The organism is Alphaproteobacteria bacterium, assembly GCA_016124955.1.
Taxonomy (GTDB): Bacteria; Pseudomonadota; Alphaproteobacteria; order UBA9219; family RFNS01; genus RI-461.
Window position 1 is genome coordinate 103932 of the sequence record WGMR01000007.1, and the last position, 22761, is coordinate 126692.

Sequence of the window (22761 nt, forward strand, 5' to 3'; positions counted from 1 at the left end):
CCGCCGTTTCATGCGAAACGCCGCATGCGGCCGACCAGCCAGCTTGCAAGGATGATCAGGGCGGCCCCCGCCAGCGTTAGCGGCGTGGGCAGGTGATTCCAGAAGACATAGCTTGCCGCCACGCCCCAGACCATTTCAGTATATTGCATGGGCGACACGGCGGCGACCGGCGCGCGTTTGTACGCGGTGACAAGCGCGAGATTGGCAAGCGCGCCAACCACGCCGACGGCGACATTGAGCGCGAGATCGGGCCATGTGAAGGCCTTGCCGCCGAGCACGAGCAGCAGCCCCCCGGCGACAACAAGATCAACAAAGGACGGGTAGAAGGACATTGTGAGCGACGGCTCCCCCTGCAACCTGCTGCGTATCACCAGCACCGAGCAGGTGTAGGACAAAACGAACGCCGCCGTCATGCCAACCCCGAGCAGCGTATCGCTTTCCAGCTTGAAGGCGGCATCGGGCTGGATGATGAGCAGCGTGCCCGCAAAGCCAAGCATCAGCAGCCCGAAGATCGCGCCGGTGATGCGTTCGCGCACCACAACCGAGGCCATGAGCGTTTTTACCAGCGGCGCGGTGAAGCAAAGGCTGTAGAACATCGGCAGCGGCAAAAGCCGGATCGCGATTGTTGCCGTGAATACGGCAACGAGGCCGAAGGCCGCCCGCAATAAATGGAAGCGCAGCAGCGGCGTTTTCAGCACGCCCCATTCGCGGCGCAAGGTGAGCAGCGGCCAGAACACGAACAATTGCGCACCCGCGACATTGGCAAACACCAGCTGCCAGACCGGATAGCCTTGGCCCACCAGCTTGAGGCAGGTGTCGGAGACCACAGCAAGCAGCGCGGCGAGCAGCGCGTAGTAGATACCGGGCGGCAGCGATGGCGGGGGCATGGGAGGGGCTTGTTCCATATATATGGATGTATCCCATCACTTCTATATGGTTTTGCGGCCCCTGTCATGCTGCGCGCTTGTGTTCGGAGCGCGCTTCCGGTTTAATCGGGGCGTGTCCGATAAAGACCGTTCAATGCCGTCTGCGCCGAAACTTCCAAGCAACCGTTCTTTCGGTTTCCTGTTCGCGTTTGTATTCGCGCTTGCCGGCGCGTGGCCGCTTTTGTATGGCGGAGCGGGGCGTCCATGGGCGGTTTTGGCCGGCACGTTTTTTCTTCTGGCCGCGCTGATTGTGCCGCGCGCGCTGGCGCCGCTCAACCGCGCATGGATGAAGCTGGCGGATATTTTGCACCATATCGTCAGCCCGCTCGTGCTCGGTGCGATATTTTTCGGTGTGATCACGCCTTGCGCGATCCTGATGCGGCTTGCAGGGCGCGACCCGCTGCGGTTGAAGCGCGACCGCACGGCTGCAAGTTATTGGATCAAACGCGACCCGCCCGGGCCGGACCCGCGCGCCAGCATGCCGCGGCAATTCTAGGAGCAGGGAAACGCAATGCTCGGTCTGATCAGGGAAATATGGGCGTTCCTGCGGGTGCGCAAAAAATTCTGGCTGCTGCCGATCATCGCCGTGATGCTGATGGCGGGTGGCATGCTGGTGCTGGCGCACGGCTCGGTGGTCGCGCCGTTCGTCTATACGCTGTTCTAGGCGCGCGGGCGCATGCTTATCCTCGGTATTTCCGCCTTTTATCATGATAGCGCCGCCGCGCTGGTGCGGGATGGGCACATCATCGCCGCCGCGCAGGAAGAACGCTTCACGCGCAAGAAGCACGATCCGGGCTTTCCCTCCCGTGCCATACGCGCATGCCTCGCGGTCGCCGGGGCGAAACTGGCGGATGTGGATTTTGTGGCGTTCTATGACAAACCGTTGCCGAAGTTCGAACGCTTGCTTGAAACCTACCTAGCGTTCGCCCCGCGCGGTTTCGGCCAGTTCCGCGCCGCGCTGCCGGTTTGGCTGCGCGAAAAGCTTTTTCTGAAGGATTTGCTGCAAAATGAGCTGCGCACGATCGACGATACGAAAATTTTCGATGAAAACATCCTGTTCAGCGAACATCATCTGAGCCACGCCGCCAGCGCTTTTTATCCCTCGCCCTTCGAGCAAGCGGTTGTTCTGACCATGGACGGCGTGGGCGAATGGGCCACAAGCTCGGCCGCGCTCGGACGCGGCAACATGCTTGCCGTCGAAAAGGAAATACATTTCCCTCACTCGCTCGGGCTGCTTTATTCCGCCTTTACCTATTATTGCGGCTTCAAGGTCAACAGCGGCGAATACAAGCTGATGGGCCTCGCGCCCTATGGCGCGCCGGTTTACGAAAACCTGATTCGCGAAAAGCTGGTGGATGTAAAGCCGGACGGCAGCTTTCATCTCGATATGAAATACTTTGATTACTGCACGGGCATGACCATGACGGGCCCGGCCTTTGCCGCGCTGTTCGGCGGCCCGGCGCGGGCCGCGGATATGCCGCTGGAACAGCGGCATATGGACCTTGCGGCTTCGATCCAGCGCGTGGCCGAAGATATCATGCTGAGGATGACGCGCGCGCTTGCCGCCGAATACGGGGGCAGAAATCTTTGCCTTGCGGGCGGGGTCGCGCTCAATTGCGTTGCCAACGGCAAAATTTTGCAGGACGCCGCGTTCGATAATATCTGGATCCAGCCTGCGGCGGGCGATGCGGGGCGCCTATCTCGGCCCCGCCTATGCGCAGGAAGACACTGAAGCGCGGCTGCGCGCCATGGGCGCAAAATTCACCGTTCTGGATGAGACCGGGCTTGTGCGCCGCGCCGCCGCCGATCTGGCGGCGGGGCACGCGCTCGGTTGGCATCAGGGGCGCATGGAGTTTGGCCCGCGAGCGCTCGGGAACCGTTCCATCCTCGCGGATGCGCGCAGCCCCGCCATGCAAAGAGCGTTGAACCTGAAAGTGAAATTTCGCGAATCTTTCCGCCCTTTTGCGCCTGCCGTGCCGCGCGAACATGCGCGGGAATGGTTCGGGATCGATTGCGACAGCCCCTATATGCTGCTCACGGCCGATGTCGTGCCGGAAAAGCGGCGGGCGATGACGGCGGCTGAGCAAGCCTTGTTCGGGATCGAGAAGCTGAACGTGGCGCGATCGGACATTCCCGCCGTCACGCATGTCGATTATTCGGCGCGGGTGCAGACGGTGCATAAGGAAACCAACTCCCGTTTTCACGGGCTTTTACAGGCGTTTCACGGGCTTGCGGACTGCCCCGTGCTGGTGAATACAAGCTTTAACGTGCGGGGCGAGCCGATCGTGGAAAGCCCGGAAGATGCCTTCCGCTGCTTTATGGGCACCGCGATCGAACGGCTCGCGATCGGCGACTGTTATTTGTGCAAGGAAAATCAGGACCCGGCGCTGGCAACCGACCACAAGGAAGGATTCGAACTTGATTAAGAAAATACTGATCAATGGCGCATTGATGATCGGCGCTATCGCGCTGGCGCTTTTGGGGGCAGAGCTTGTGTTTCGCCGGATGGCTCCGCGTTTCTATATGGATGCACAATCCATCTACCAATATATGTCGTATGAGCCGACGCGGCAGCTCGCGGATTACTGGACTTTCCGTCCGTCATCCACAATCAGGCAGGTTTCCATCTATCAGTATGCGTGCCAGCCCCCGGATCTGGAATATGACATGCATTTCACGACCAACGATCTTGGGTTGGTGCAAAAACACGATTTCGTTCCCGGCGCACCGGCGCTTGCGGTGCTGGGCGATTCATTTACCCAAGGCATGGGTGTGGCGCCGTGGTTTTATGGTTTCGAGGAAGATGCCGCAACCATCATGCCCGGCGGCTGGCAAACGCTGGATTTCGGATTGCAGGGATGGGGCACGACCGATTGGCACACCATCGTTGTCCATCACGGCAAAAAACTTAACATTCGCAAGGCGCTGTTCATTATGATCGCGCCAGACTGGACCCGCAAAAGCCATCGTTTGACGGAACGGCTTATTGCCTGCGCAAAACCCGGCGCGAAGTGCAATACTGCGAACGCCGGGCCCGAACCTTTCGGATATGTGCCGCTCGACCGGCCCATTGCGGACATCCTTGAACCCATACGCAACTGGACGCAGGCCGTGCCGCACGATTGGCTGACCTGTCTTTCGGGGTATCTGATGCGTCATTCGGTATTGTACCATTATTACCGCGCCCCCGACCTTGCGCCCGCCACCTTGCCCAGCGTGCCCGAAGGACATGTGAAGGCATTCGCGGACGGCACAAGCATGATGCGCGCCATGACCGGCAGGCTTGGTCAGGGCAATGTCGCTTTTGTCGTCGTCAATACGCTGCATGAAGCGCATAAAGGCGACTATCTTGACGAAACGAAGAGAATTTTGCGGGAATTGCGGGAAAGCGCCGCCGGACCGGTGGTTACGTGCTGGCTGGAAAAGAGCGATTTCAAACACATCGACCGCCATCCGAACGAACGCGGCTATGCGCGGATCAGGGCATGCGCGGCCGGCAGCCTGCGCCGCCTGTTCGCAAGGTAGTGCGGCAGAAAATCAGCGCGCCGAACAGGGGCGCGGGTTCGAAATATTCGCGTGAATCCCACGTTTTGGCGCGTTCTGCGGGCGTCAGCAACACGTCCTTGGTGCGTTCGATCGCGCGCGTGAGCGCGTGCCGTTCGGTCAGCCGCCGCATTTCGTTGGCATCGAGGATTTTCAGCCCCGCCAGCGCCGCATCGGTTTCTTCCGCGCTCATATTCTCGCGCTGCATGATCAGCGCACGAAATTCGTCCGGGTTTTCGTGCGCGTAGCGCAGCGCCTGGTCCCAGGCCGCAATCACGGCGGGTATTTGCGCCTTGTGGCTGCGGAATTCTTCTTCGCGCAGCGCCAGCACATCGATTACGGTCGCGGGTATGCGCGTGGTATCAAAAATGGCGTTGAAGCGCCGGTCGCGCAGGATGCCGGGCGCGAAGGGCGGATAGGTGACGGCGGCATCGATTTTTTTCTGTCGCAACGCCGCTTCCATGTCCGGCTGTTCCGTCGGCACCACGGTTACATTCGCCAGCGTCATACCTTTTTGCGCCAGCGCTTCGGCCAGCACCAGCATGCCGAGCGAATTTTTTTCCACGCCCACGCGGCGCGCGCGCAGCCCGGCGACGTTCGCGATGCCCGCGCGCGCGATAATGACATCGGCGCCGTTTGAAAAATCCTGCAGCAGCACAATTTTGGTCGGCGTGCCGGCGGCATGCATGGTCAGCACTTCGGTCAGCGTCATGGTGCCGCCATCGACCCGGTTGAAGCGGATCGCATCGCGAATCTCGGTGATGTCGTTGAGCACGACGAGGTTGACATCCACGCCCGCATCTTTGAAAAACCCTTTTTGCTGCGCCAGATAGAGCAGCTCGTCGCTCGGCCATTTGTTGATGGCAAGATGCAGCGTTTCATGCCCGCGCGCGATATAGCCCTGGCTGTGCAGCCAGGCGAGCGCGCCGGCGGCAAAGATAAACAGCAGCAAGATGGCAAGCAGCCAGCGGCGCATGGGTGCGCTCCGTCGGGTGGGGTGCTCTCTATATATAAAGTGTTATGTGCCGGCGCGGCAATCCACACACCTTTGCATGATCGCCCCCGCGGGCGCTTACGGGGCCTCCCGGGCGGGCCCGGCATTCGGGCAAACCCCTGAAAACCCCGTAAAAACGCGCGCGCCCGCCGGGTCAGCCGGGGCGCTTGCGCAGGGGGCAGGATAAGTTTAAAAGTCGCAACCTAGGTTTTTCCGCGGCCGCTCACCGCATAACGCGTCTCAGCTTTACGAAAGAATAGCCATGTTTGCCAACCTTCTGGGCCTGCTTTCCACCGATATGGGCATCGATCTCGGCACCGCGAATACGCTTGTGTATGTCAAGGGACGCGGGATCGTTTTGAACGAACCTTCGGTGGTGGCGATCGCGGAAACGCGCGGCAAGAAACATGTGCTGGCGGTGGGCGACGAAGCCAAGCTGATGCTCGGCCGCACGCCTTCCAACATCCGCGCGATCAGGCCGCTGCGCGACGGCGTGATCGCCGATTTCGAAGTGGCGGAAGAAATGATCAAGCATTTCATCCGCAAGGTTCATAACCGCCGCAGCTTCGCCAACCCGCAGATCATCATATGCGTGCCTTCGGGTTCGACCGCCGTCGAGCGCCGCGCGATTCAGGAATCGGCCGAAGCGGCGGGCGCGCGGCTTGTGCGTTTGATCGAAGAGCCGATGGCGGCCGCGATCGGCGCCGGTTTGCCGGTGACGGAGCCGACGGGTTCGATGGTCGTCGATATCGGCGGCGGCACGACCGAGGTCGCGGTGCTTTCGCTCGGCGGCATCGTGTATTCGAAAAGCGTGCGCGTCGGCGGCGACAAAATGGACGAAGCGATCCAGAATTATATCCGCCGCTATCACAACCTGTTCGTGGGCGAAAGTTCGGCCGAACGGATCAAGAAGGATATCGGTGTCGCGTGCCCGCCCGAAGACGGCGAGGGGCGGCAGATGGATATCAAGGGCCGCGATCTGACTACCGGCCTGCCCAAGGAAATCATCATCACCGAACGCCAGATCGCCGAAAGCCTGGCCGAGCCGGTGAGCCAGATCCTCGATGCCGTCAAGGTCGCGCTTGAAAACACCGCGCCCGAACTGGCGGCCGATATCGTCGATAAGGGCATCGTTTTGACCGGCGGCGGCGCGCTTTTGCGCAACCTCGATCTCGTGATCCGGCAGGCGACCGGGCTGCCCGTGAGCGTGGCGGAAGACCCGCTTTCCTGCGTCGCGCTTGGCACCGGCCGCGCGCTCGAGGAAATGAAGATCCTGAAGAACCTGCTCGTTAGCGGCTATTGAGCCGAACATTCGGGCCTTCATGTGTAAGGCCAAGTAGCCCGAGAATATAATCGTGGTGCTGCGCCAGCAGATTGAGGCTGAGCGCGAGCGTGACGGCAACGATCACCGGACGCACCCATTTTGCGCCGTGCTTCACGACAAGCCCTGCGCCGAACCACGCGCCGAAAACCTGCCCCGCCGCAAGCAATAGCCCTGTCAGCCACAGCACATGCCCGCCCGAAGCCAGAACCACAAGCGCCGCGCCGCCGCTTGCGAAATCGACGAGCTTGGTCATGGCCGTCGCGCGGCGGGCATTGAGCCCGAGCAGCGCGACGAATGCCATGACATAAAAGCTGGCCGAGCCGGTGCCGAAGAAACCGTCATAGAAGGCGATCGGCGGTACAGCCAAAAGCGCTACGGTCAAGATAGAAAAACGCTGCTTGCGTTCATGGTCGTCGAAACGGGGGCTGAAGGCAAACCATGCGGCGGCGGCGATAAGCAGGAACGGAATCAGGGTTGCCACCAGTTCGGGGTCTATGGCGGTTAGCGCCAGTGCGCCCGCCGCACCGCCCGCCAGCCCCGCCAGCATCAGCGGGATGCATGCGCGCCAATCGACCAGCCCGGCGCGCATGAAGCGCGCGATGGATGCGACGGCGCCGAAGGCATACTGGAACTTGCTGGTCGCCATTGCCTGCACAGGCCCGAGCCCGAGCATCAGCAGCGCCGGCAGCGTGACAAGCCCGCTGCCGCCCGCGGTCGCTTCGATCAGCCCGCCGAGAAGACCGATCCCGAACAACAACGGGATGTAAAGCGGCTCGAGCGTGAGGATTTCTGCGGGCATGAAGCCAGAAGCTTTAAAAGAAGGTGCGCCCGCGCGCAAGGGCGTAGAACAGCTTGCTACATAGGCGCGGCGAAGCGGGCGGGATTCTAAAGTATATAAGCTATATATGGCGCTACCGCAGCGGTTCCGAAAAACACCCCCGCGCCGCCGCTTACAAGCAAGACCGTATTGAGGACGAAGGCCGCAGTCTTTCCGGCTGCCGTTTGCGGCATGGCGCTCATCCAGTCCCATCTGGCGTAGCCCGCCGTTACGGCCACAGCCGCCGCCACAAAAGCGATCCCTGCACTTGTCAGAACCATGGCAATCCCATCAAGTTATCTTCGTTGCCGCGCCTACTATAGGCTTTGGCGGCGGTGGAAAAAAGGCAAGATTCTTTCCGGAGGCAAAAATTTACGCAGTGCGCGGGAGGATAAAAATCAAGGGTTTGGTTTTACCGTATTCCGGCCGAACGCAACATAGGAACCGATAGCCAAGCCCGCGACCCCGAGCGAAAACCAGATCGAAATATGCGCCGCGAGAATGGCCGCCGCCACGGCAATGGCGGCTGTGCCAACCAGCCTTGTGCCGCGGTTGGCCATCATTGCCGCGCCCGCGCCCGCAAAAATCGTTGCTATCAAGGCCCCTGAAACCATAGCCGGCTTTCCCGAAAAACCTGAATTCCCGGCAAAGTTACCGCCGCGGCCCCGGATGCGTAAAGCAAGTAAAGCGAAAAAACGGCCTTTTCCGGGCCGGGACCCTAGGGGGCGGGAATTATAGGCATTTTTCTTTCAGGGTAGCCGGGGCAGTTGAGTTTATTAATGGTTAACTGATATATGTATAAGTGAATCGGGCCTGAAACCAGCCGCCCCGACAATGGCTTGCCTATGAAACGCACACCCGGCCGTCTCGTCATTTTCGCGCTGCCCTTGCGGTTGTGGCTGCAGCGCTTTTCCTTTTTGCTGCTGATTGCGCTCGCGCTCGGGCTCATGGCGCTCGGCCGGACGGAGCCGCGCGCGATCGAGGATTTGCGCGCGCGTATCGTCGATGCCGCCGCGCCGATGATCAGCGCGCTGGCGCAACCCGTTGCAACCTTCGACCGCGCCGCGACGAACATCGCCGGCTATTTCGATCTGCATGCCGAGAATGCGCGACTGCGCGCCGAAAACGAACGGTTGCTGCAATGGCAGCATGCGGCGCAGGCGCTGATCGAAGAGAACCACGATCTGCGCAGCTTCCTGCATTTCAAGGCCGAGCCGAACCAGTCTTTCATCACCGCGCGCGTCATCGGTTCATCCGGCGGGCCGTTCACGCGCAGCATGATCATCACGGCCGGTTCGCTTGACGGCGTGCGCAAGGGCATGGCCGCGCTCGCGCCCGGCGGTTTGATCGGCCGCGTGACGGAAGTGGGCGCCTGGTCGGCGCGCATCATGCTTTTGACGGATGTAAATTCGCGCATTCCCGTCATGTTCTCGGACGGCGACGGGTTGCAGGGCACACGCGCGATCATGGCGGGCGATAATTCCGCCACGCCGCATTTGCTGTATTTGCCGCAAGATATTACGCCCGCCATCGGCACGCGGCTCGTGACATCGGGCCATGGCGGCGTATTCCCGCCCTTGCTGCCCGTTGGCGTGGTTTCGCAGGCTTCGGGCGGCACGGCCGATGTCGTGCCTTCGGCGGATTTTGCGCATGTCGGTTATGTGCGGCTGGTGGATTTCGCGCTGCCCGGCGGCGATGCCAATCCGATGGCGCGCGAACTTGAGGACGCCAAGCAAAACCCGCGCCGCGGGCGTTAACCCCGTGCTTGCGCAGGCTCTTTCCCGCCTCGATCAGCTGGCGCGCCCGGCACTCCCTTTCCTGATTACGCTTATCGCCGCACTGCTCAGCGCCGTGCCATGGCCGTGGCCGCAATTCGGCCCCGTGGCGCCGCCCTTCGCCCTGATGGCGGTTTATTACTGGTCGATCCACCGGCCCGACATGTTCGGCGGTATTTCGGCCTTCACGATCGGGCTTTTGCTTGATGCGCTGCTTGGCACCGCATTCGGGCTGCATGCGCTCAGTTTCGTCGTGATCCACCAGCTTTGTTTGCAGCAGCGGCACTTGTTCGTGAACCATTCTTTTTTCATTTTATGGTTCGGTTTTGCCGTCAGCGCGCTTGCGGTGGCGTTGCTGCAATGGATCGGGCTTTCGGCCTACGAAGCGCGCTGGATGCCGCTCGGCGCGCCGCTGGTGCAGGCGGTGCTGGCGGGGCTTCTGTTTCCGTTGCCCGCCGCGCTGCTGATCGCGCTGCAGCGCCACGCCCTTTCCGCGGACGACTGGCGGCATATGCCGCCGGGCGGCTAGTATAGCGCCATGGCCGTTACCGATTATGATCGCCTTCGCAAATTTTCCCGCCGCGCCGTTTTGCTGGGCGGGTTGCAGCTTGGCGTGTTCGCGCTGGTGGCCGGGCGGCTTTATCAGCTGCAGGTGCTGGGCGCGGAGCATTACCGCACGCTGGCCGAGGATAACCGCATAAGCTTGCGGCTGACCGCGCCGCCGCGCGGCCAGATCTTTGACCGTACCGGCACCGCGCTTGCGGTCAATCAGCAAAATTTCCGCGCCATCATCGCGCCCGAACGCGGCGCGGATGTGAAGGCGATTCTGGACGGGGTTGAGAAGATCGTGCCGCTCGGGGATGTGCAGCGCAAGCGCATCGTGCGCGAGATCAGGGAGAAACGCAGCGTCAACGGTGTTCTGGTTGCGGACAATCTATCATGGGACCAGGTCGCGGCGCTCGGGCTCGCCGCGCCGGACCTTGGCGGGATCGATGTACAGGCGGGCGAGGTGCGAACCTACCCCTATGGCGCGGTGACTGCGCATATCCTTGGCTATGTCGGGCCGGTTTCGGAAGCCGAGCTGGCGGCCGAACCGCTGCTTTCTCTGCCCGGGCTTCGGATCGGCAAAAGCGGCATGGAGCGCGAATATGACGATATGCTGCGCGGCAAGCCGGGGGCCGAACAGATGGAGGTCAACGCCCACGGCCATGTCGTGCGCACCTTGCAAAGCGACGCGGCGGTGCAGGGCGAGGATCTGCAGCTGACGATCGATATAGGCTTGCAGCAATATGCCCAGAACCGGCTTTTGGCCGAGCGCAGCGGCGCCGCCGTGGTTATGGATGTGAAAAGCGGTGCGGTTTACGCACTGGCGTCCCATCCCGGGTTCGATCCGAACCTGTTCACCTACGGCATTTCGCACAAGGATTGGGACGGGCTGAACAATGATGAAAACGCGCCGCTGACCAACAAGGCGATTTCGGGCCAGTATGCGCCGGGCTCCACCTTCAAGATGATCACGGCGCTGGCGGCGCTTGAAGCCGGCACGGTCGATGCCGGGACAACCGTGTTTTGCCCCGGCCATTATGATTTGGGCAAACACCGCTTCCATTGCTGGAAGCGCGGCGGGCACGGGCATGTGAATTTACAAAGCGCAATTTCCGGTTCGTGCGACACCTATTTCTATGAGGCCGGGCGCCGCACCGGGATCGACCGCATCGCCGCGATGGCGCGGCGTTTCGGGCTCGGACACAAGGGCGGGATCGATCTGCCGCACGAGCGCCCGGGGCTGGTGCCGGACCAGGGCTGGAAGCTGGCGCGCATGAATGAAAAATGGCAACAGGGCGAAACGCTGATCAATGCGATCGGGCAGGGTTATATGCTGGCGACGCCGCTTCAGCTTGCGGTGATGGCGGCGCGTATCGGCGGCGGCCTTGCGGTAATGCCCGGCATGACGCGGCACGCGGTGATAGCGGCCGAACCCGCACCGCTGGCGGTCAACCGCAACCACCTTGCGATGATCCGGAAGGCGATGGATGGCGTGGTCAACGGGCCGCACGGCACCGCGCGCGGCGCGCGCATCGCCGAAGAGGGCATGGCGATGGCGGGTAAGACCGGCACGTCGCAGGTGCGGCGCATCAGCAAGGCCGAGCGCGCCACGGGCGTGGTGCGGAACGAAGACAGGCCGTGGAAGGAACGCGATCACGCGCTGTTCGTTGCTTTCGCCCCGGTGGAAAACCCGCGCTATGCCGTCGCCGTGGTGGTGGAACATGGCGGCAGCGGTTCGGGCGCTGCCGCGCCGATCGCCCGCGATATTTTGCGCGAAACCATGCAACGCAATATTGCATCCGCTTAGGCGGCTCCGGCACATCAGCCTTCATTTGTATTTTTTATGGTTAAGGCAACAATGTTGCCGGTTTTATACCGCATCGCAGCGACGAATTTTTATTGACAGACCGCCGCGTAAGGGCGTGAAGTTTCGCAGTCATTTTACGGCATAATTTTTTATGCGGATAACCGTGAGCAGAAATTTTTCATCAGAGTCCATGCATTGCGGCGAAAAGGCCTTTGACAAGCTTTTCAAGGTAGCCGCCATGGGCGTTTGCATGCTGGCTTGCTGGGCGACCGGCTTGGCGCCCTTGCCGGCGCTCGGTTTATGGGCCGGCGGCACTTTCGGCAGCATGATTACAGGCGGCGACGATAAGCTGAAAAGGAAGGCGGGAAGCCTTGCAACAGGTGTTGTCGGCGTTGCCCTTGCCATAACATTTCCGCCGGCAGCGGCATTGATGAAATTCAGCTGGATGGCGGCTCTTGCGATCAGCAGCACCGAAGCATTGTTCGCCGGCGGATACTGGGTGAAAGGCTCCATGCTCGCGATGAGAAGCTAATCGGCGATATTTGCCGCACTGCAACGACGAATGTTTATTGACAGACCGTTGCACGCGGCGTGATGCTTTCGCCCAAGAAAAAAAGATTCGGAAAAAATCTGGGCGATGGGAAACGGGGGCGAACCATGCGCGACGAAAGCGATACAAAAGACGACGGCCTTGGCGGGCTGACGCTGACGGGTTTTGCGATGACCGATATCGCGAAGCTTGGCGCAGACCGCACCGCGCTTGTGAAGGCCTGGTGCAATGGCGGCGTGAATGTCGCCAAACGCGGCGGGCAGCATATAGGGTATTACCCTGCGGCGGGTTTAAGGTTGCATCTGAGCGCAAGTTCTGTCGGAACGGGTTATGTGATTGACCGTGTTTCGCGTATGCGGCGCCGCGCGGCAGCCGCCGTGCAACCGGCAATATAGGCCCGGCGATGATCATCGAGCCCAAGGCTTCGCGCGATCTCGCCCGTTACAAGATTTCCCGTTCCTTTGCCGTAGGCGCGTTTCTGAACAACGGCACGGTGCATAGAAGTCTTGTTTACGTTCCCGTATCCATTGCCGCCGGCATGCGAACCGGAAACCCGATGGCCATTCCGGCAACGCTGGTTTTTCTTGTAGGCACGGATGCCCTTGGGGGCGCGGTCTTGCGCGGGGCGCGGTTATTGTTTGGCCGTCCCCACAACCCGACCAACGGGTAAGGTTCTTACCTGATTTCCGCCACCGCTTCGACTTCGACCGCCGCATCGAGCGGCAATGAAGGGCAGCCCACGGCGGCGCGGGTATGCTTGCCCGCATCCCCGAATACTTCCACGAACAATTCCGACGCGCCGTTGATCACCGCGGAGTGACCGGTGAAGCCGGGCGCGCAGGCAACGAAGCCGCCGACACGCACGATGCGCGAGAATTTGCCCCAATCCCCCGCCAGCGCGGCCTTGATTTGCGCGATCACGTTGATGGCACAAAGCCGCGCCGCCGCCGCGCCCGTTTGCAGATCGACGCCATCGCCAAGCTTGCCGGTATATTTGATTTTTCCTTCTTCGATGGGCACTTGCCCCGAAATATAGGCGAGCTTGCCCGTCATAACGAAAGGCACATAGGCCGCCACGGGGGCGGGCGGGTTTGGCAGCGCGATGCCGAGCGAAGCGAGCTTTTGTTCGATGGGGTGCAAAGGTTACCGTTCCGCCAGCGCGCGGGATTTATGGCCCCGCTTCGGTTTTTTGCCGCCCGAACCACCGCTTACGTCCGGCGCGGGCGGGTAGGCGAAGCCAAGCTTGTCGGCAGCCTTATCGACACCGATAACCGCGACGCCACCCTTGGCGAGGCGGCCGAACAGAAGCTCTTCCGAAAGCGGCTTCTTTACATGTTCCTGAATAATGCGTGCCAGCGGGCGGGCGCCATAGAGCGGATCGTAGCCCTTGGCGCCGAGCCATGCGCGCGCTTCATCCGTCAGATCGATCGTCACGCCCCTGTCGGCGAGCTGGCCTTCGAGCTGGAGGATGAATTTATCGACCACGCGGCCGATCACCGCAGGCGACAGGTTGGCGAAGGTGATAATGGCATCAAGCCGGTTGCGAAACTCGGGCGTGAACATCTTGTTGATCGCTTCGGTATCCTCGCCGGTACGGACGCCGCGCTCGAACCCTATCGCGTGCTTCGCGAGATCGGCCGCGCCCGCATTCGTGGTCATGATCAGCACGACATTGCGGAAATCGACCGCCTTGCCGCTATGGTCCGTGAGTTTGCCGTGATCCATCACTTGCAGCAGCACGTTGAAAAGATCGGGGTGCGCCTTTTCGATTTCATCGAGCAAAAGCACGCAATGCGGGTTCTGATCGACCGCGTCGGTCAGAAGGCCGCCCTGATCGAAGCCGACATAACCCGGCGGCGCGCCGATCAGGCGGCTGATGCTGTGACGTTCCATATATTCGGACATATCGAAACGCTTAAGCTCGACCCCCATGGAGCGGGAAAGCTGCCGCGCCACTTCGGTTTTGCCGACACCCGTGGGGCCCGAGAAAAGGTAGCAGCCGATGGGTTTTTCCGGCTCGCGCAAGCCCGCGCGTGCCATCTTGATGGCGGTAACCAGCGCGGCAATGGCATCGTCCTGCCCATAGACCATGGCCTTGAGATCGCGCTCCATGTTCTGCAGCACGGCGCGGTCGTCGCTGGAAACGGTTTTTGACGGGATGCGCGCCATCTTGGCCACGATCGCTTCAATCTCCTTCACGCCGATGGTGCGCTTGCGTTTTGACGGCGGCAGCAGCATTTGCGAAGCGCCGGCCTCGTCGATCACATCGATCGCCTTGTCCGGCAGCTTGCGGTCGCCGATATAGCGGGTGGAAAGATCGACCGCAGCCTTGACCGCATCGGCGGTATAGCGCACGCCATGATGGTCTTCGTAATAGCTTTTCAGGCCGGTGAGGATCTTGATCGTGTCGGCGGTGGACGGCTCGTTCACGTCGATCTTCTGGAAGCGGCGCACCAGTGCGCGGTCTTTTTCGAAATAGTTGCGGTATTCCTTGTAGGTGGTGGAACCGATACAGCGAAGCCCTCCCTGCGCCAGCGCGGGCTTGAGCAGGTTCGATGCATCCATCGAGCCGCCGGATGTCGCGCCCGCACCGATCACGGTGTGAATTTCGTCGATAAACAACACCGCGCCGGGAATGGTTTTCAGCTCGGCCAGCACGTTTTTCAACCGCTCCTCGAAATCGCCGCGGTAGCGGGTGCCGGCCAGCAACATGCCCATATCGAGCGCGAAAATGACCGCATCTTTCAAAACCTCCGGCACTTCGCCGTGGATGATGCGCCGCGCCAGCCCTTCGGCGATCGCGGTTTTGCCGACGCCGGGCTCGCCCACGTAAAGCGGGTTGTTTTTCTGGCGGCGGCAGAGAATCTGGATCGTGCGTTCGACCTCGGCCGCGCGACCGATCAGCGGATCGATTTTGCCTCCCCGCGCCTTGTCGTTCAGGTTGACGCAATAGGCATCAAGCGCTTCGCGTCCCTTTTTGGCGGATTTGCCTTCCGCGGGTTCTTCTTCCGCGCCCGTGCCGCCTTCGGCATTGGCCCCGGCCGCGCTGCGTGCGCCGGATGTTTTGCTGATCCCGTGGGAGATATAGTTGACGGCATCGAAGCGCGTCATATCCTGTCCCTGCAGGAAGAATACGGCGTGACTTTCACGCTCCGAGAAAAGGGAAACCAGCACATTGGCACCCGTGACTTCCTCGCGCCCCGCCGATTGCACATGCAGCGCCGCGCGTTGCAGCACGCGCTGGAAGCCTGCGGTGGGCTTGGCATCGCCGGTCTCCGCGCTTATGAGGCTTTCAAGCTCGCCATCAAGGTAGCCGGCAAGGTCGCTGCGCAACCGGTCAAGGTTGACGCCGCAGGCGCGCATCACCGCCACGGCATCCTGATCTTCGGTCAGCGCCAGCAGCATATGTTCGAGGGTCGCGAATTCGTGCCGCCGGTCGTTGGCGAGCGCGAGTGCGCGGTGGAGAGATCTTTCCAGATTGCGGGAGAGCATCATTCCTTCTCCATCGTGCATTGCAGGGGGTGCTGGTTCTGGCGCGCCGCATCCATCACCTGCGACACCTTGGTTTCGGCGACTTCATAGGTATAGACGCCGCACAGCCCCGTTCCCTTGCGGTGGACGTGCAGCATGATGCGGGTGGCTTCCTCGCGGCTTTTGTTGAAGAAGGTCTCCAGTACCTGCACCACAAACTCCATCGGCGTGTAATCGTCGTTGAGCAGCAGAACCTTGTAGAGCGACGGCTTCTTCGTGGCCGGCTTGCTTTTGACGGCGATACCGGTGCCGGCATCGTCGCCCTTCCGGGGCCCGGCCAGAAGCGGCGAAGCGGGCGAAGGGTCATGGGTGGTCATGGGCAACACCATCATACTGAAAAACAAGAACGAATCCATAGCCCTATCGGGCTCAAACACCCATTTCCCCGCATGCGCGCTGTTCCTGCCATAGTTTCAACATATTGTAATCATTGAATAAAATAGCAATGGTGCAGCGCAAATGCCGATTTTCACGGCGTTTTCGCCTCTTTTTTGATATGATGGCGGCTATGGCAAAAAACAAGGACACCAACAAAAGCGGGGAACGGATCGGCCTTCTCGGCGGTTCTTTCAACCCCGCGCACCACGCGCATCTGGCCATGAGCCGCTATGCGCTCGATCACCTGAAGCTCGATGCCGTTTGGTGGATGGTGGCGCTGCAAAACCCGCTTAAGGGCCAGCACGGCATGGCACCCTATGCCGATCGGCTTGCGGGCGCGCGCGCCATTGCGGCTGGCGAGCCGCGCGTTACGGTCAGCGATTTCGAGCAGCAGACGGGTACCAATTATACCATCGACATGCTGCGCGCGCTTATGGGCACAAACCCGGGCAAGCAGTTTATCTGGCTCATGGGCGCAGACAACATGTTGCAGATGGACCAGTGGAAGGATTGGCAGGAAATTTTCAGCCTGATCCCCATTGCAGTGCTTCGCCGCCCGCCCTATTCTGCGATGGTGGAAACGGCGCGGGCCGCTCATACCTTCGGGCGGTACCGTCTTCCGGATCAGGATGCGGCGCTTCTTGCCGGGGCCAAGTTGCCGGCTTGGGCGCTTTGCGACAATCCGGAACATGCGCTGTCGGCCACGGTAATTCGCGAAGGCACCGCCGCGGGCAAGTAGGCGGGGCCCGCGATATAGCAGAAGAGGAATTGCGTGGCCAAAGCGAGATTGAAGCCCGCCCGGAAAACCGGCAGCGGCAAAAAGAAAAGCCCGAAAAGCAAAATCAGGAAAAGCCCGAAAAAGACCAAGGCGCGCGCCGTGAAAAAACCGGCGCGCAAGCCTGCGGCAAAACCGCGCAATGCCGCGCCGAAAAAACCCGCGCCGAAAAAGCTGGCTGCGCCTTCGCGGCAAAGGACGGCATCGCCTGCGGGCGTGCCCGAACAGCTGCGCGATCTGGCGCTTCGTGCGCTCGACGGACGCAAGGCCGAAAATGTCATGACCGTCGATCTGCGCGGCCGTAGCGCGATCGCCGATTACCTGATCATCGCCACGGGCCGCTCTTCGCGCCAGATCGCCGCGCTGGCCGACGGCGTGCGCGAAGTTGTTATGAAATCCGGTTCGCCCCCGCCGCGCATCGAAGGCAAACAGCAGGGCGATTGGGTGCTTGTGGATGCGGGCGATGTGATCGTGCACCTGTTCCGGCCCGAAGTGCGGCATTTCTATAATATCGAAACCATCTACGGCCTTGCGCCGCCGCGGGACTAGCGGGCGTGGCGCTGCATATCATTGCCATCGGGAAAATGCAGGGCGCGGAAGCCGAACTGTTCAACGAATATGCGAAGCGTATAAAGCCGGCTTTGACGGCGCGGGAATTCCCCGCGCCGCGCGCGCTTACGGGCGCCGCGCTGAAGCGGGCGGAGGCCGACAAGCTGCTTGGCGCGTTGCCGCGCGAATGTTTCGTGATCGCGCTCGATGTGCGCGGCAAGGATATCGGCAGCGAGGCGCTGGCGGAAAAGCTTTCGGCATGGCAGCAGCGCAAGAACGCCGCCTTTATCATCGGCGGCGCCGATGGCCTGGATGCGCGCGTGCTGGAACGCGCCGATTTCACGCTGTCGCTTGGCGCCAAGACATGGCCGCACATGCTGGCGCGCGTCATGCTGATCGAACAAATCTACCGCGCGAAACAAATTAACGCCGGGCACCCGTATCACAGGGCGTAGAACGCGTTTACCGGCGCGGCCCTTCAATTTGCAACGGCGGCGGGCCGGCGGTAATGCGGATGTTTTTCGCTGTGATGGGAGCGCGTTTCACCATCATGACGGTAACCAGGGCGACGACGCCGGCGGTTGCCGTTATGCCGAGCGCGATGGGGTTGTGCGCGAGGTAGAGCACCGCATCCTTGACCAGCGACCAGTTCAGGCCCGTGAGGTGCGCGCCGGTTTCGGTAAACGCCGCCATGGTGGTTTCCGCATTCAGGGAATGGATGGCGAAAGCGGTTCCCCCGGTGGCTGCCGAACTTCCGAGCCCGGTAAGCCCGGCCGCGACATGCCTTTTTGTAATGCGAAATTCCGCCATCGGGCCTTGCGCCCTTTGGTGCACGACGACATCGCGGCTGCGTACTATTGCCGGAAGGCCCATTTCACAATTCCCGTGTTTTTGTGTAATACACTAGTGCCAATAAACATGTCCCTGAATGCGGGTACTTTAGTATAAAGGCGCGGCGAGGAACAGACCGAAAAAACCATGGGTAAACATGACAGATAAACGCCCGAAACCTGTTGTTTTATGCGTGCTTGACGGCTGGGGCTGGCGCGAAGGCGGGGAAGATAACGCGGTTGCCCGCGCCAACACGCCCAGCTTTGACCGGCTTTGGCAAAGCTGCCCGCACGGTTTTTTAAAGACCGGCGAGGAGGATGTCGGGCTGCCCGCAGGGCAGATGGGCAATTCCGAGGTCGGGCACATGAACCTTGGCGCCGGGCGCGTCGTGTTTCAGGATTTACCGATGATCGACCGCGCGATCGCCGCCGGCGATCTGAAAACCAACAAGGTTTTGAGCGATTTTATCGCCGCGCTCAAGAAAAGCGGCGGCACCTGTCATTTGATGGGGCTTGCATCGCCCGGCGGCGTGCACAGTCATGAAAAACATATGATCGAGCTTGCGCGCGAGGTTGCGGGTGCCGGCGTGCCGGTTGCCGTGCATGCCTTCCTTGACGGCCGCGACGTGCCGCCGCGAAACGCGCTTTCCACCATTCCGCCGCTGGCGGAACGGATGGCGGCCATTCCGGGCGTGCGGGTCGCGACCCTGTGCGGGCGTTATTACGCGATGGACCGCGACAAACGCTGGGACCGCGTGGAAAAGGCCTATGCCATGCTGACGGACGGCGATGCGCAGCTGGCGAACGACGTTGCCGCTGCGATCAAGGCTTCGTACAAGGCGGACAAGGGCGACGAATTTATGCTGCCGGCCAAGATCGGCGATTACAGCGGCATGAAGAACGGCGACGGTTTGCTGATGGCGAATTTCCGCGCCGACCGGGTGCGGCAGATCCTTGCTTCTCTGCTCGATCCCGCATTCGACGGCTTTACGCGCAAGCATATCGTGAAGTTCGCGGCCGCCGCCGGGATGGTGGAATATTCGTCCGCGCTCAACAAGTTTCTGCCCGCGATCTTTCCGCCCAAAAGCATCAAGGACGGCATGGGCGAGATTGTGTCGCGCGCCGGCATGAAGCAGCTGCGCATCGCGGAAACCGAAAAATATGCGCATGTCACCTATTTCTTCAATGGCGGCGAAGAGGTTGTGTATCCGGGGGAAGAGCGCATCATGGTGCCTTCGCCCAAGGTTGCCACCTATGACCTGCAGCCTGAAATGTCGGCCGCCGAGGTGACCGACAAGGTTGTGGGCGCGATCGACGCGGGCAGGTTCGATTTTATCGTTATCAATTTTGCCAACCCGGACATGGTCGGCCACACCGGCGATATCGAAGCCGCCATCAGGGCGGTGGAGGCGGTCGATCGCGGACTCGGCGCCATTGCCGATGCCGTGACGCGCGCGGGCGGCGCGCTGTTCGCGACCGCCGATCATGGCAATTGCGAAATGATGTTCGATACCGGCACCAAAGGCCCGCACACCGCGCATACGCTGAACCCCGTGCCTGCGATTTTGCTGGGCGCGCCGGCGGGCGTGAAGAAGCTGCAAAACGGGCGGCTGGCCGATGTGGCGCCGACCTTGCTCGAAATCATGGGCTTGCCGCGGCCGCCCGTGATGGACGGCAAGAGCTTGCTGGCCTGATGCGCCGCGCCGCGCGTATCCTGATCGCGCTTCTGCTGCTGCCTTGCCTTAGCCTGCCCGCGCAGGCGGCGGAAAAGAAATTGCCAAAACCGGCCGCGGCCGGCCAACCTTTGTCGCCGCCAACGGCGACGGCGGCGGACGTCAGGAAAATCGAAAGCCAGCTTGAAAAAAAGAAGCAGCAGGCTGCCGCGCTGGAAGAGACGCGCAGAAAGGCGGAAGCCGAGCTGGCGGCTTTGCGCGGCAAGCTTGTGAGCGCGGCGGCGGACGAGCGCAAGAAGCAGGCGGAAAAAGACAGGCTCGGCTCCAAGCTCGCGCATTTGCAGCGGGAGGCGGAAGCGAAACAGGCGGAATGGAGCGCATCGGAAAAACAGGCGTCCGCCGCGCTGGCGGCGCTGACGCGCCTCAGCCGCTTGCCGCCCGAAGCGCTTTTGCTGCACGCCAGCGTTTCCCCGCCGCGCGGCGAAGCGGGCGATACAATGGTTGCCGACCCCGCCGCCGCGCCATGGCACACCGCACTTTTGCTTCGCGCCGCGATCCCCGCTTTGCGCGCGCGGGCGCAAGCGGCGCAGGAAGCGCGCTACAAGCTTGACCGTCTGCATACCGAGATGGCTGAACGCCGCACCGATTTAGCGGGCGCCAGCCGCGCGCTGACACGCAAGCAGCAGGAATTGAACGATCTGATCGCCGCGCGGCAGAAATTCGCGGTCGCGCAGGGCGCGCAATATGCCGTGCTGCGCAATGATGTCGAAAAACTTGGCAAGGAAGCCGCCAACCTGCGCCAGTTGTTCGACAAGGTCAGCCGCCGTCTTCCCGGCGGCAAGCCGGGCGGCAAGGAAGCGCAGCGCGCGCTGCGCGGCAGCATGGTGATGCCGGTCGCGGGCGAACAGGTGGCCGCGTTCGGCAAAAAAGACAAATATGGCGTGGACAGCGAAGGCATAAGCTGGCGCGCGGCCGCGGGCGCGCGCGTGGTTTCGCCGCGCGCGGGCCGGGTGATGTTCGCGGGGCCGTTCCGCGGTTATGGCCGGATCGTGATCGTCGAGCACGGCAAAGGCATGCACAGCCTTTTGGCAGGTTTTGGCGCGATCGATGTGGAAACCGGCCAGCAGGTGGCGGCGGGCGAGCCGCTTGGCACCGCCGCGGGCGGGGAAGACGCACCGATGTATTTCGAATTGCGGCAGGACGGCGAGCCGGTGGACCCTTTCGGCTAAACGCCGGTTTTCGTGCGCCTTGGCAAGCACCTGTTTTCACTGTTAGATTGTGAATCGACCGCCTTTCGCGGTTTCATGCCTTGTTTGCCGGGAGTTTTTCGATGCCCAAGTGCCACTGGCCCGCTTTGCCGAAATGGTTTCTGGTTATAGCCCTTGTGGCCGCCATCGCGGTGCCGCAGAACGCGCGCGCGGAAGAAGATACCGGCGACGTTTCTTCGAACGATACCTTCAAGCAGCTTAGCCTGTTTTCCGACGTGCTGGAGCGCGTGCGCGCCGACTACGTCGATCCGGTGACGGACGAAAAGCTGATTGAAAGTTCAATCAACGGCATGCTGACCGCGCTTGATCCGCATTCGGCCTATCTGAACAAAAAGAATTTCCAGGAAATGCAGACCCAGACCCGCGGCGAGTTTGGCGGGCTCGGGCTTGAGGTGACGATGGAAGGCGGGCTTGTGAAAGTCGTGTCGCCGATCGACGGCACACCCGCCGCCAACGCCGGCATGCAGCCGGGCGACCTGATCACCCATATCGACGGCAAGCCGGTTGCCGATCTTAGCCTTTCCGAAGCGGTCGATATCATGCGCGGTTCTCCCGGCAGCAAGGTGACGCTGACGGTGCGCCGCGGCGGGCTCGCGGGCCAGCCCTTCGATGTGGCGATCACGCGCGCCGTGATCCGAATTCAATCCGTGCGTTTCCGGCAGGAGGGCGAGGATGTGGGGTATATCCGCATCACCACCTTCAACGAACAGACGCAAACCGGCCTCGATAAGGCGATAGACGAGCTTGGCAAGACCATGGGCAAGAAGCTGATCGGCTATGTGCTTGATCTGCGCAATAACCCCGGCGGCTTGCTTGATCAGGCGGTCAGCGTTTCCGGCACATTCCTTGAGCCCGGCATCGAGGTGGTTTCGACCCGCGGCCGCCATGCCGAAGATAACCAAAGCTTTACCGCCAAGGGCGGCGACCGCGCCAAGGGCAAGCCGATCATCGTGCTGATCAACGGCGGCTCGGCCTCCGCTTCCGAAATCGTTGCCGGCGCGCTGCAGGATCATCGCCGCGGTATCGTGCTCGGCACCAAAAGTTTCGGCAAGGGTTCGGTGCAGACCATCATCCCCATCGCCGGTTCAGGCGCGATGCGCCTGACCACGGCGCGTTACTACACGCCTGCGGGCCGTTCGATCCAGCAACTCGGGATCGAGCCCGATATCACGGTGCAGCCCGCCAAGCTTGAAGAAGTGGCGCAGGGCATGGGCGTGCGCGAAGCGGATCTGAAGGGCGCGTTACCGAACCCGAACGGCGACGGTGCCGGCGGCGAAAAGGAAACTGCGGCCGCCGACGATGGCAAAAAGAGCGAGCCGGGCGAGAAGAAAGAGCCGTTCGATTACCAGCTTGCGCGCGGCATCGATCTTTTGCGCGGGCTGTATCTGTTCGAAAACAAGGACGCGCCGCCGCCGAAGACCGACGACAAGGCCGAAGGTGACGACAAGGCGGGCGGGAAGCCCGACAAGAAGTAG

24 protein-coding genes and 1 pseudogene are annotated in these 22761 nt (G+C 61.6%); 15 read left to right on the forward strand and 10 right to left on the reverse strand.

Annotated elements, in window-relative coordinates; genetic code table 11:
- Positions 1–8: 8 nt before the first annotated feature.
- The gene (locus tag GC131_06355; GenBank protein MBI1273686.1) at positions 9–905 is read right to left on the reverse strand and encodes an EamA family transporter; all 897 of its coding nucleotides are present in this window, start codon (positions 903–905) and stop codon (positions 9–11) included.
- 115 nt (positions 906–1020) lie between these two features.
- Here GC131_06355 and GC131_06360 point away from each other — a divergent pair, with 115 nt between their 5' ends.
- From GC131_06360 to GC131_06370, 3 genes and pseudogenes are all read left to right on the forward strand, one after another.
- Positions 1021–1422: a hypothetical protein gene (locus GC131_06360; GenBank protein MBI1273687.1), complete on the forward strand. Its 402-nt coding sequence runs from the start codon at positions 1021–1023 to the stop codon at positions 1420–1422.
- Positions 1423–1602: 180 nt separating this feature from the next.
- Positions 1603–3352 (forward strand): annotated as a pseudogene (locus GC131_06365) (hypothetical protein).
- Positions 3345–4451 carry a hypothetical protein gene (locus tag GC131_06370; protein MBI1273688.1) on the forward strand — a complete coding sequence of 369 codons (1107 nt, stop codon included), beginning with the start codon at positions 3345–3347 and terminating at the stop codon, positions 4449–4451. The pseudogene GC131_06365 and the gene GC131_06370 overlap by 8 nt, the downstream one beginning before the upstream one ends.
- On the opposite strand, the gene GC131_06375 is transcribed toward GC131_06370, so the two are convergent.
- Positions 4405–5445, reverse strand: a complete 1041-nt coding sequence (locus GC131_06375) for a hypothetical protein (GenBank protein MBI1273689.1) — start codon at positions 5443–5445, stop codon at positions 4405–4407. The two genes, GC131_06370 and GC131_06375, sit on opposite strands and share 47 nt — an antisense overlap.
- Before the next feature lie 280 nt (positions 5446–5725).
- On the opposite strand from GC131_06375, the gene GC131_06380 reads away from it, so the two are divergent.
- A complete protein-coding gene (locus GC131_06380) occupies positions 5726–6766 on the forward strand; it encodes an MreB/Mrl family cell shape determining protein (GenBank protein MBI1273690.1) in 1041 nt (346 codons plus the stop codon).
- Here GC131_06380 and GC131_06385 read toward each other — a convergent pair.
- The 3 genes from GC131_06385 to GC131_06395 all read right to left on the reverse strand — a co-directional run bounded on the left by GC131_06385 (position 6753) and on the right by GC131_06395 (position 8218).
- On the reverse strand, positions 6753–7586 hold the full coding sequence (locus GC131_06385) for a TSUP family transporter (protein MBI1273691.1): 834 nt from the start codon (positions 7584–7586) through the stop codon (positions 6753–6755). The two genes, GC131_06380 and GC131_06385, sit on opposite strands and share 14 nt — an antisense overlap.
- Positions 7587–7672: 86 nt before the next feature.
- On the reverse strand, positions 7673–7885 hold the full coding sequence (locus GC131_06390; GenBank protein MBI1273692.1) for a hypothetical protein: 213 nt from the start codon (positions 7883–7885) through the stop codon (positions 7673–7675).
- Positions 7886–8002: 117 nt separating this feature from the next.
- Positions 8003–8218: a hypothetical protein gene (locus GC131_06395; protein ID MBI1273693.1), complete on the reverse strand. Its 216-nt coding sequence runs from the start codon at positions 8216–8218 to the stop codon at positions 8003–8005.
- A 231-nt stretch (positions 8219–8449) separates the two neighbouring features.
- Between GC131_06395 and mreC the strand changes: the two genes are divergently transcribed.
- From mreC to mrdA, 3 genes are read left to right on the forward strand one after another with little or no spacing between them, the layout of a single operon-like run.
- Positions 8450–9361, forward strand: a complete 912-nt coding sequence (mreC, locus tag GC131_06400) for a rod shape-determining protein MreC (protein MBI1273694.1) — start codon at positions 8450–8452, stop codon at positions 9359–9361.
- Positions 9228–9908 (forward strand): rod shape-determining protein MreD, encoded by a 681-nt coding sequence (gene mreD / locus GC131_06405; protein ID MBI1273695.1) that lies wholly within the window; start codon positions 9228–9230, stop codon positions 9906–9908. Before mreC ends, mreD begins: the two co-directional genes overlap by 134 nt.
- A gap of 9 nt (positions 9909–9917) precedes the next feature.
- On the forward strand, positions 9918–11732 hold the full coding sequence (mrdA, locus tag GC131_06410) for a penicillin-binding protein 2 (protein MBI1273696.1): 1815 nt from the start codon (positions 9918–9920) through the stop codon (positions 11730–11732).
- A 129-nt stretch (positions 11733–11861) separates the two neighbouring features.
- Here the strand turns inward: mrdA and GC131_06415 are convergent, their stop codons facing one another.
- Positions 11862–12203, reverse strand: coding sequence for a hypothetical protein (locus tag GC131_06415; protein ID MBI1273697.1), 342 nt, complete (start codon positions 12201–12203; stop codon positions 11862–11864).
- Between the two features lie 186 nt (positions 12204–12389).
- Between GC131_06415 and GC131_06420 the strand changes: the two genes are divergently transcribed.
- Together GC131_06420 and GC131_06425 are read left to right on the forward strand one after the other, a co-directional pair.
- The gene (locus GC131_06420) at positions 12390–12677 is read left to right on the forward strand and encodes a hypothetical protein (protein ID MBI1273698.1); all 288 of its coding nucleotides are present in this window, start codon (positions 12390–12392) and stop codon (positions 12675–12677) included.
- 8 nt (positions 12678–12685) lie between these two features.
- Positions 12686–12952: a hypothetical protein gene (locus tag GC131_06425; protein MBI1273699.1), complete on the forward strand. Its 267-nt coding sequence runs from the start codon at positions 12686–12688 to the stop codon at positions 12950–12952.
- 5 nt (positions 12953–12957) lie between these two features.
- Here the strand turns inward: GC131_06425 and GC131_06430 are convergent, their stop codons facing one another.
- From GC131_06430 to clpS, 3 genes are read right to left on the reverse strand one after another with little or no spacing between them, the layout of a single operon-like run.
- Positions 12958–13422, reverse strand: a complete 465-nt coding sequence (locus tag GC131_06430) for a RidA family protein (protein ID MBI1273700.1) — start codon at positions 13420–13422, stop codon at positions 12958–12960.
- A gap of 3 nt (positions 13423–13425) precedes the next feature.
- Complete coding sequence (gene clpA, locus GC131_06435) at positions 13426–15774, reverse strand: ATP-dependent Clp protease ATP-binding subunit ClpA (protein ID MBI1273701.1); 2349 nt, start codon at positions 15772–15774, stop codon at positions 13426–13428.
- Positions 15774–16169 carry an ATP-dependent Clp protease adapter ClpS gene (gene clpS, locus GC131_06440; protein MBI1273702.1) on the reverse strand — a complete coding sequence of 132 codons (396 nt, stop codon included), beginning with the start codon at positions 16167–16169 and terminating at the stop codon, positions 15774–15776. The genes clpA and clpS overlap by 1 nt, the downstream gene beginning before the upstream one ends.
- Before the next feature lie 89 nt (positions 16170–16258).
- Here clpS and nadD point away from each other — a divergent pair, with 89 nt between their 5' ends.
- From nadD to GC131_06455, 3 genes are all read left to right on the forward strand, one after another.
- Positions 16259–16930, forward strand: coding sequence for a nicotinate (nicotinamide) nucleotide adenylyltransferase (nadD, locus tag GC131_06445; protein ID MBI1273703.1), 672 nt, complete (start codon positions 16259–16261; stop codon positions 16928–16930).
- 138 nt (positions 16931–17068) lie between these two features.
- On the forward strand, positions 17069–17515 hold the full coding sequence (gene rsfS / locus GC131_06450) for a ribosome silencing factor (GenBank protein MBI1273704.1): 447 nt from the start codon (positions 17069–17071) through the stop codon (positions 17513–17515).
- A gap of 11 nt (positions 17516–17526) precedes the next feature.
- Positions 17527–17970 carry a 23S rRNA (pseudouridine(1915)-N(3))-methyltransferase RlmH gene (locus GC131_06455; protein MBI1273705.1) on the forward strand — a complete coding sequence of 148 codons (444 nt, stop codon included), beginning with the start codon at positions 17527–17529 and terminating at the stop codon, positions 17968–17970.
- 7 nt (positions 17971–17977) lie between these two features.
- Here GC131_06455 and GC131_06460 read toward each other — a convergent pair whose 3' ends face one another.
- On the reverse strand, positions 17978–18388 hold the full coding sequence (locus tag GC131_06460) for a hypothetical protein (GenBank protein ID MBI1273706.1): 411 nt from the start codon (positions 18386–18388) through the stop codon (positions 17978–17980).
- A 115-nt stretch (positions 18389–18503) separates the two neighbouring features.
- Between GC131_06460 and GC131_06465 the strand changes: the two genes are divergently transcribed.
- The 3 genes from GC131_06465 to GC131_06475 all read left to right on the forward strand — a co-directional run bounded on the left by GC131_06465 (position 18504) and on the right by GC131_06475 (position 22761).
- Positions 18504–20039 (forward strand): 2,3-bisphosphoglycerate-independent phosphoglycerate mutase, encoded by a 1536-nt coding sequence (locus GC131_06465; protein ID MBI1273707.1) that lies wholly within the window; start codon positions 18504–18506, stop codon positions 20037–20039.
- A complete protein-coding gene (locus tag GC131_06470) occupies positions 20039–21247 on the forward strand; it encodes a peptidoglycan DD-metalloendopeptidase family protein (GenBank protein ID MBI1273708.1) in 1209 nt (402 codons plus the stop codon). Before GC131_06465 ends, GC131_06470 begins: the two co-directional genes overlap by 1 nt.
- A gap of 101 nt (positions 21248–21348) precedes the next feature.
- Positions 21349–22761 (forward strand): PDZ domain-containing protein, encoded by a 1413-nt coding sequence (locus GC131_06475; protein MBI1273709.1) that lies wholly within the window; start codon positions 21349–21351, stop codon positions 22759–22761.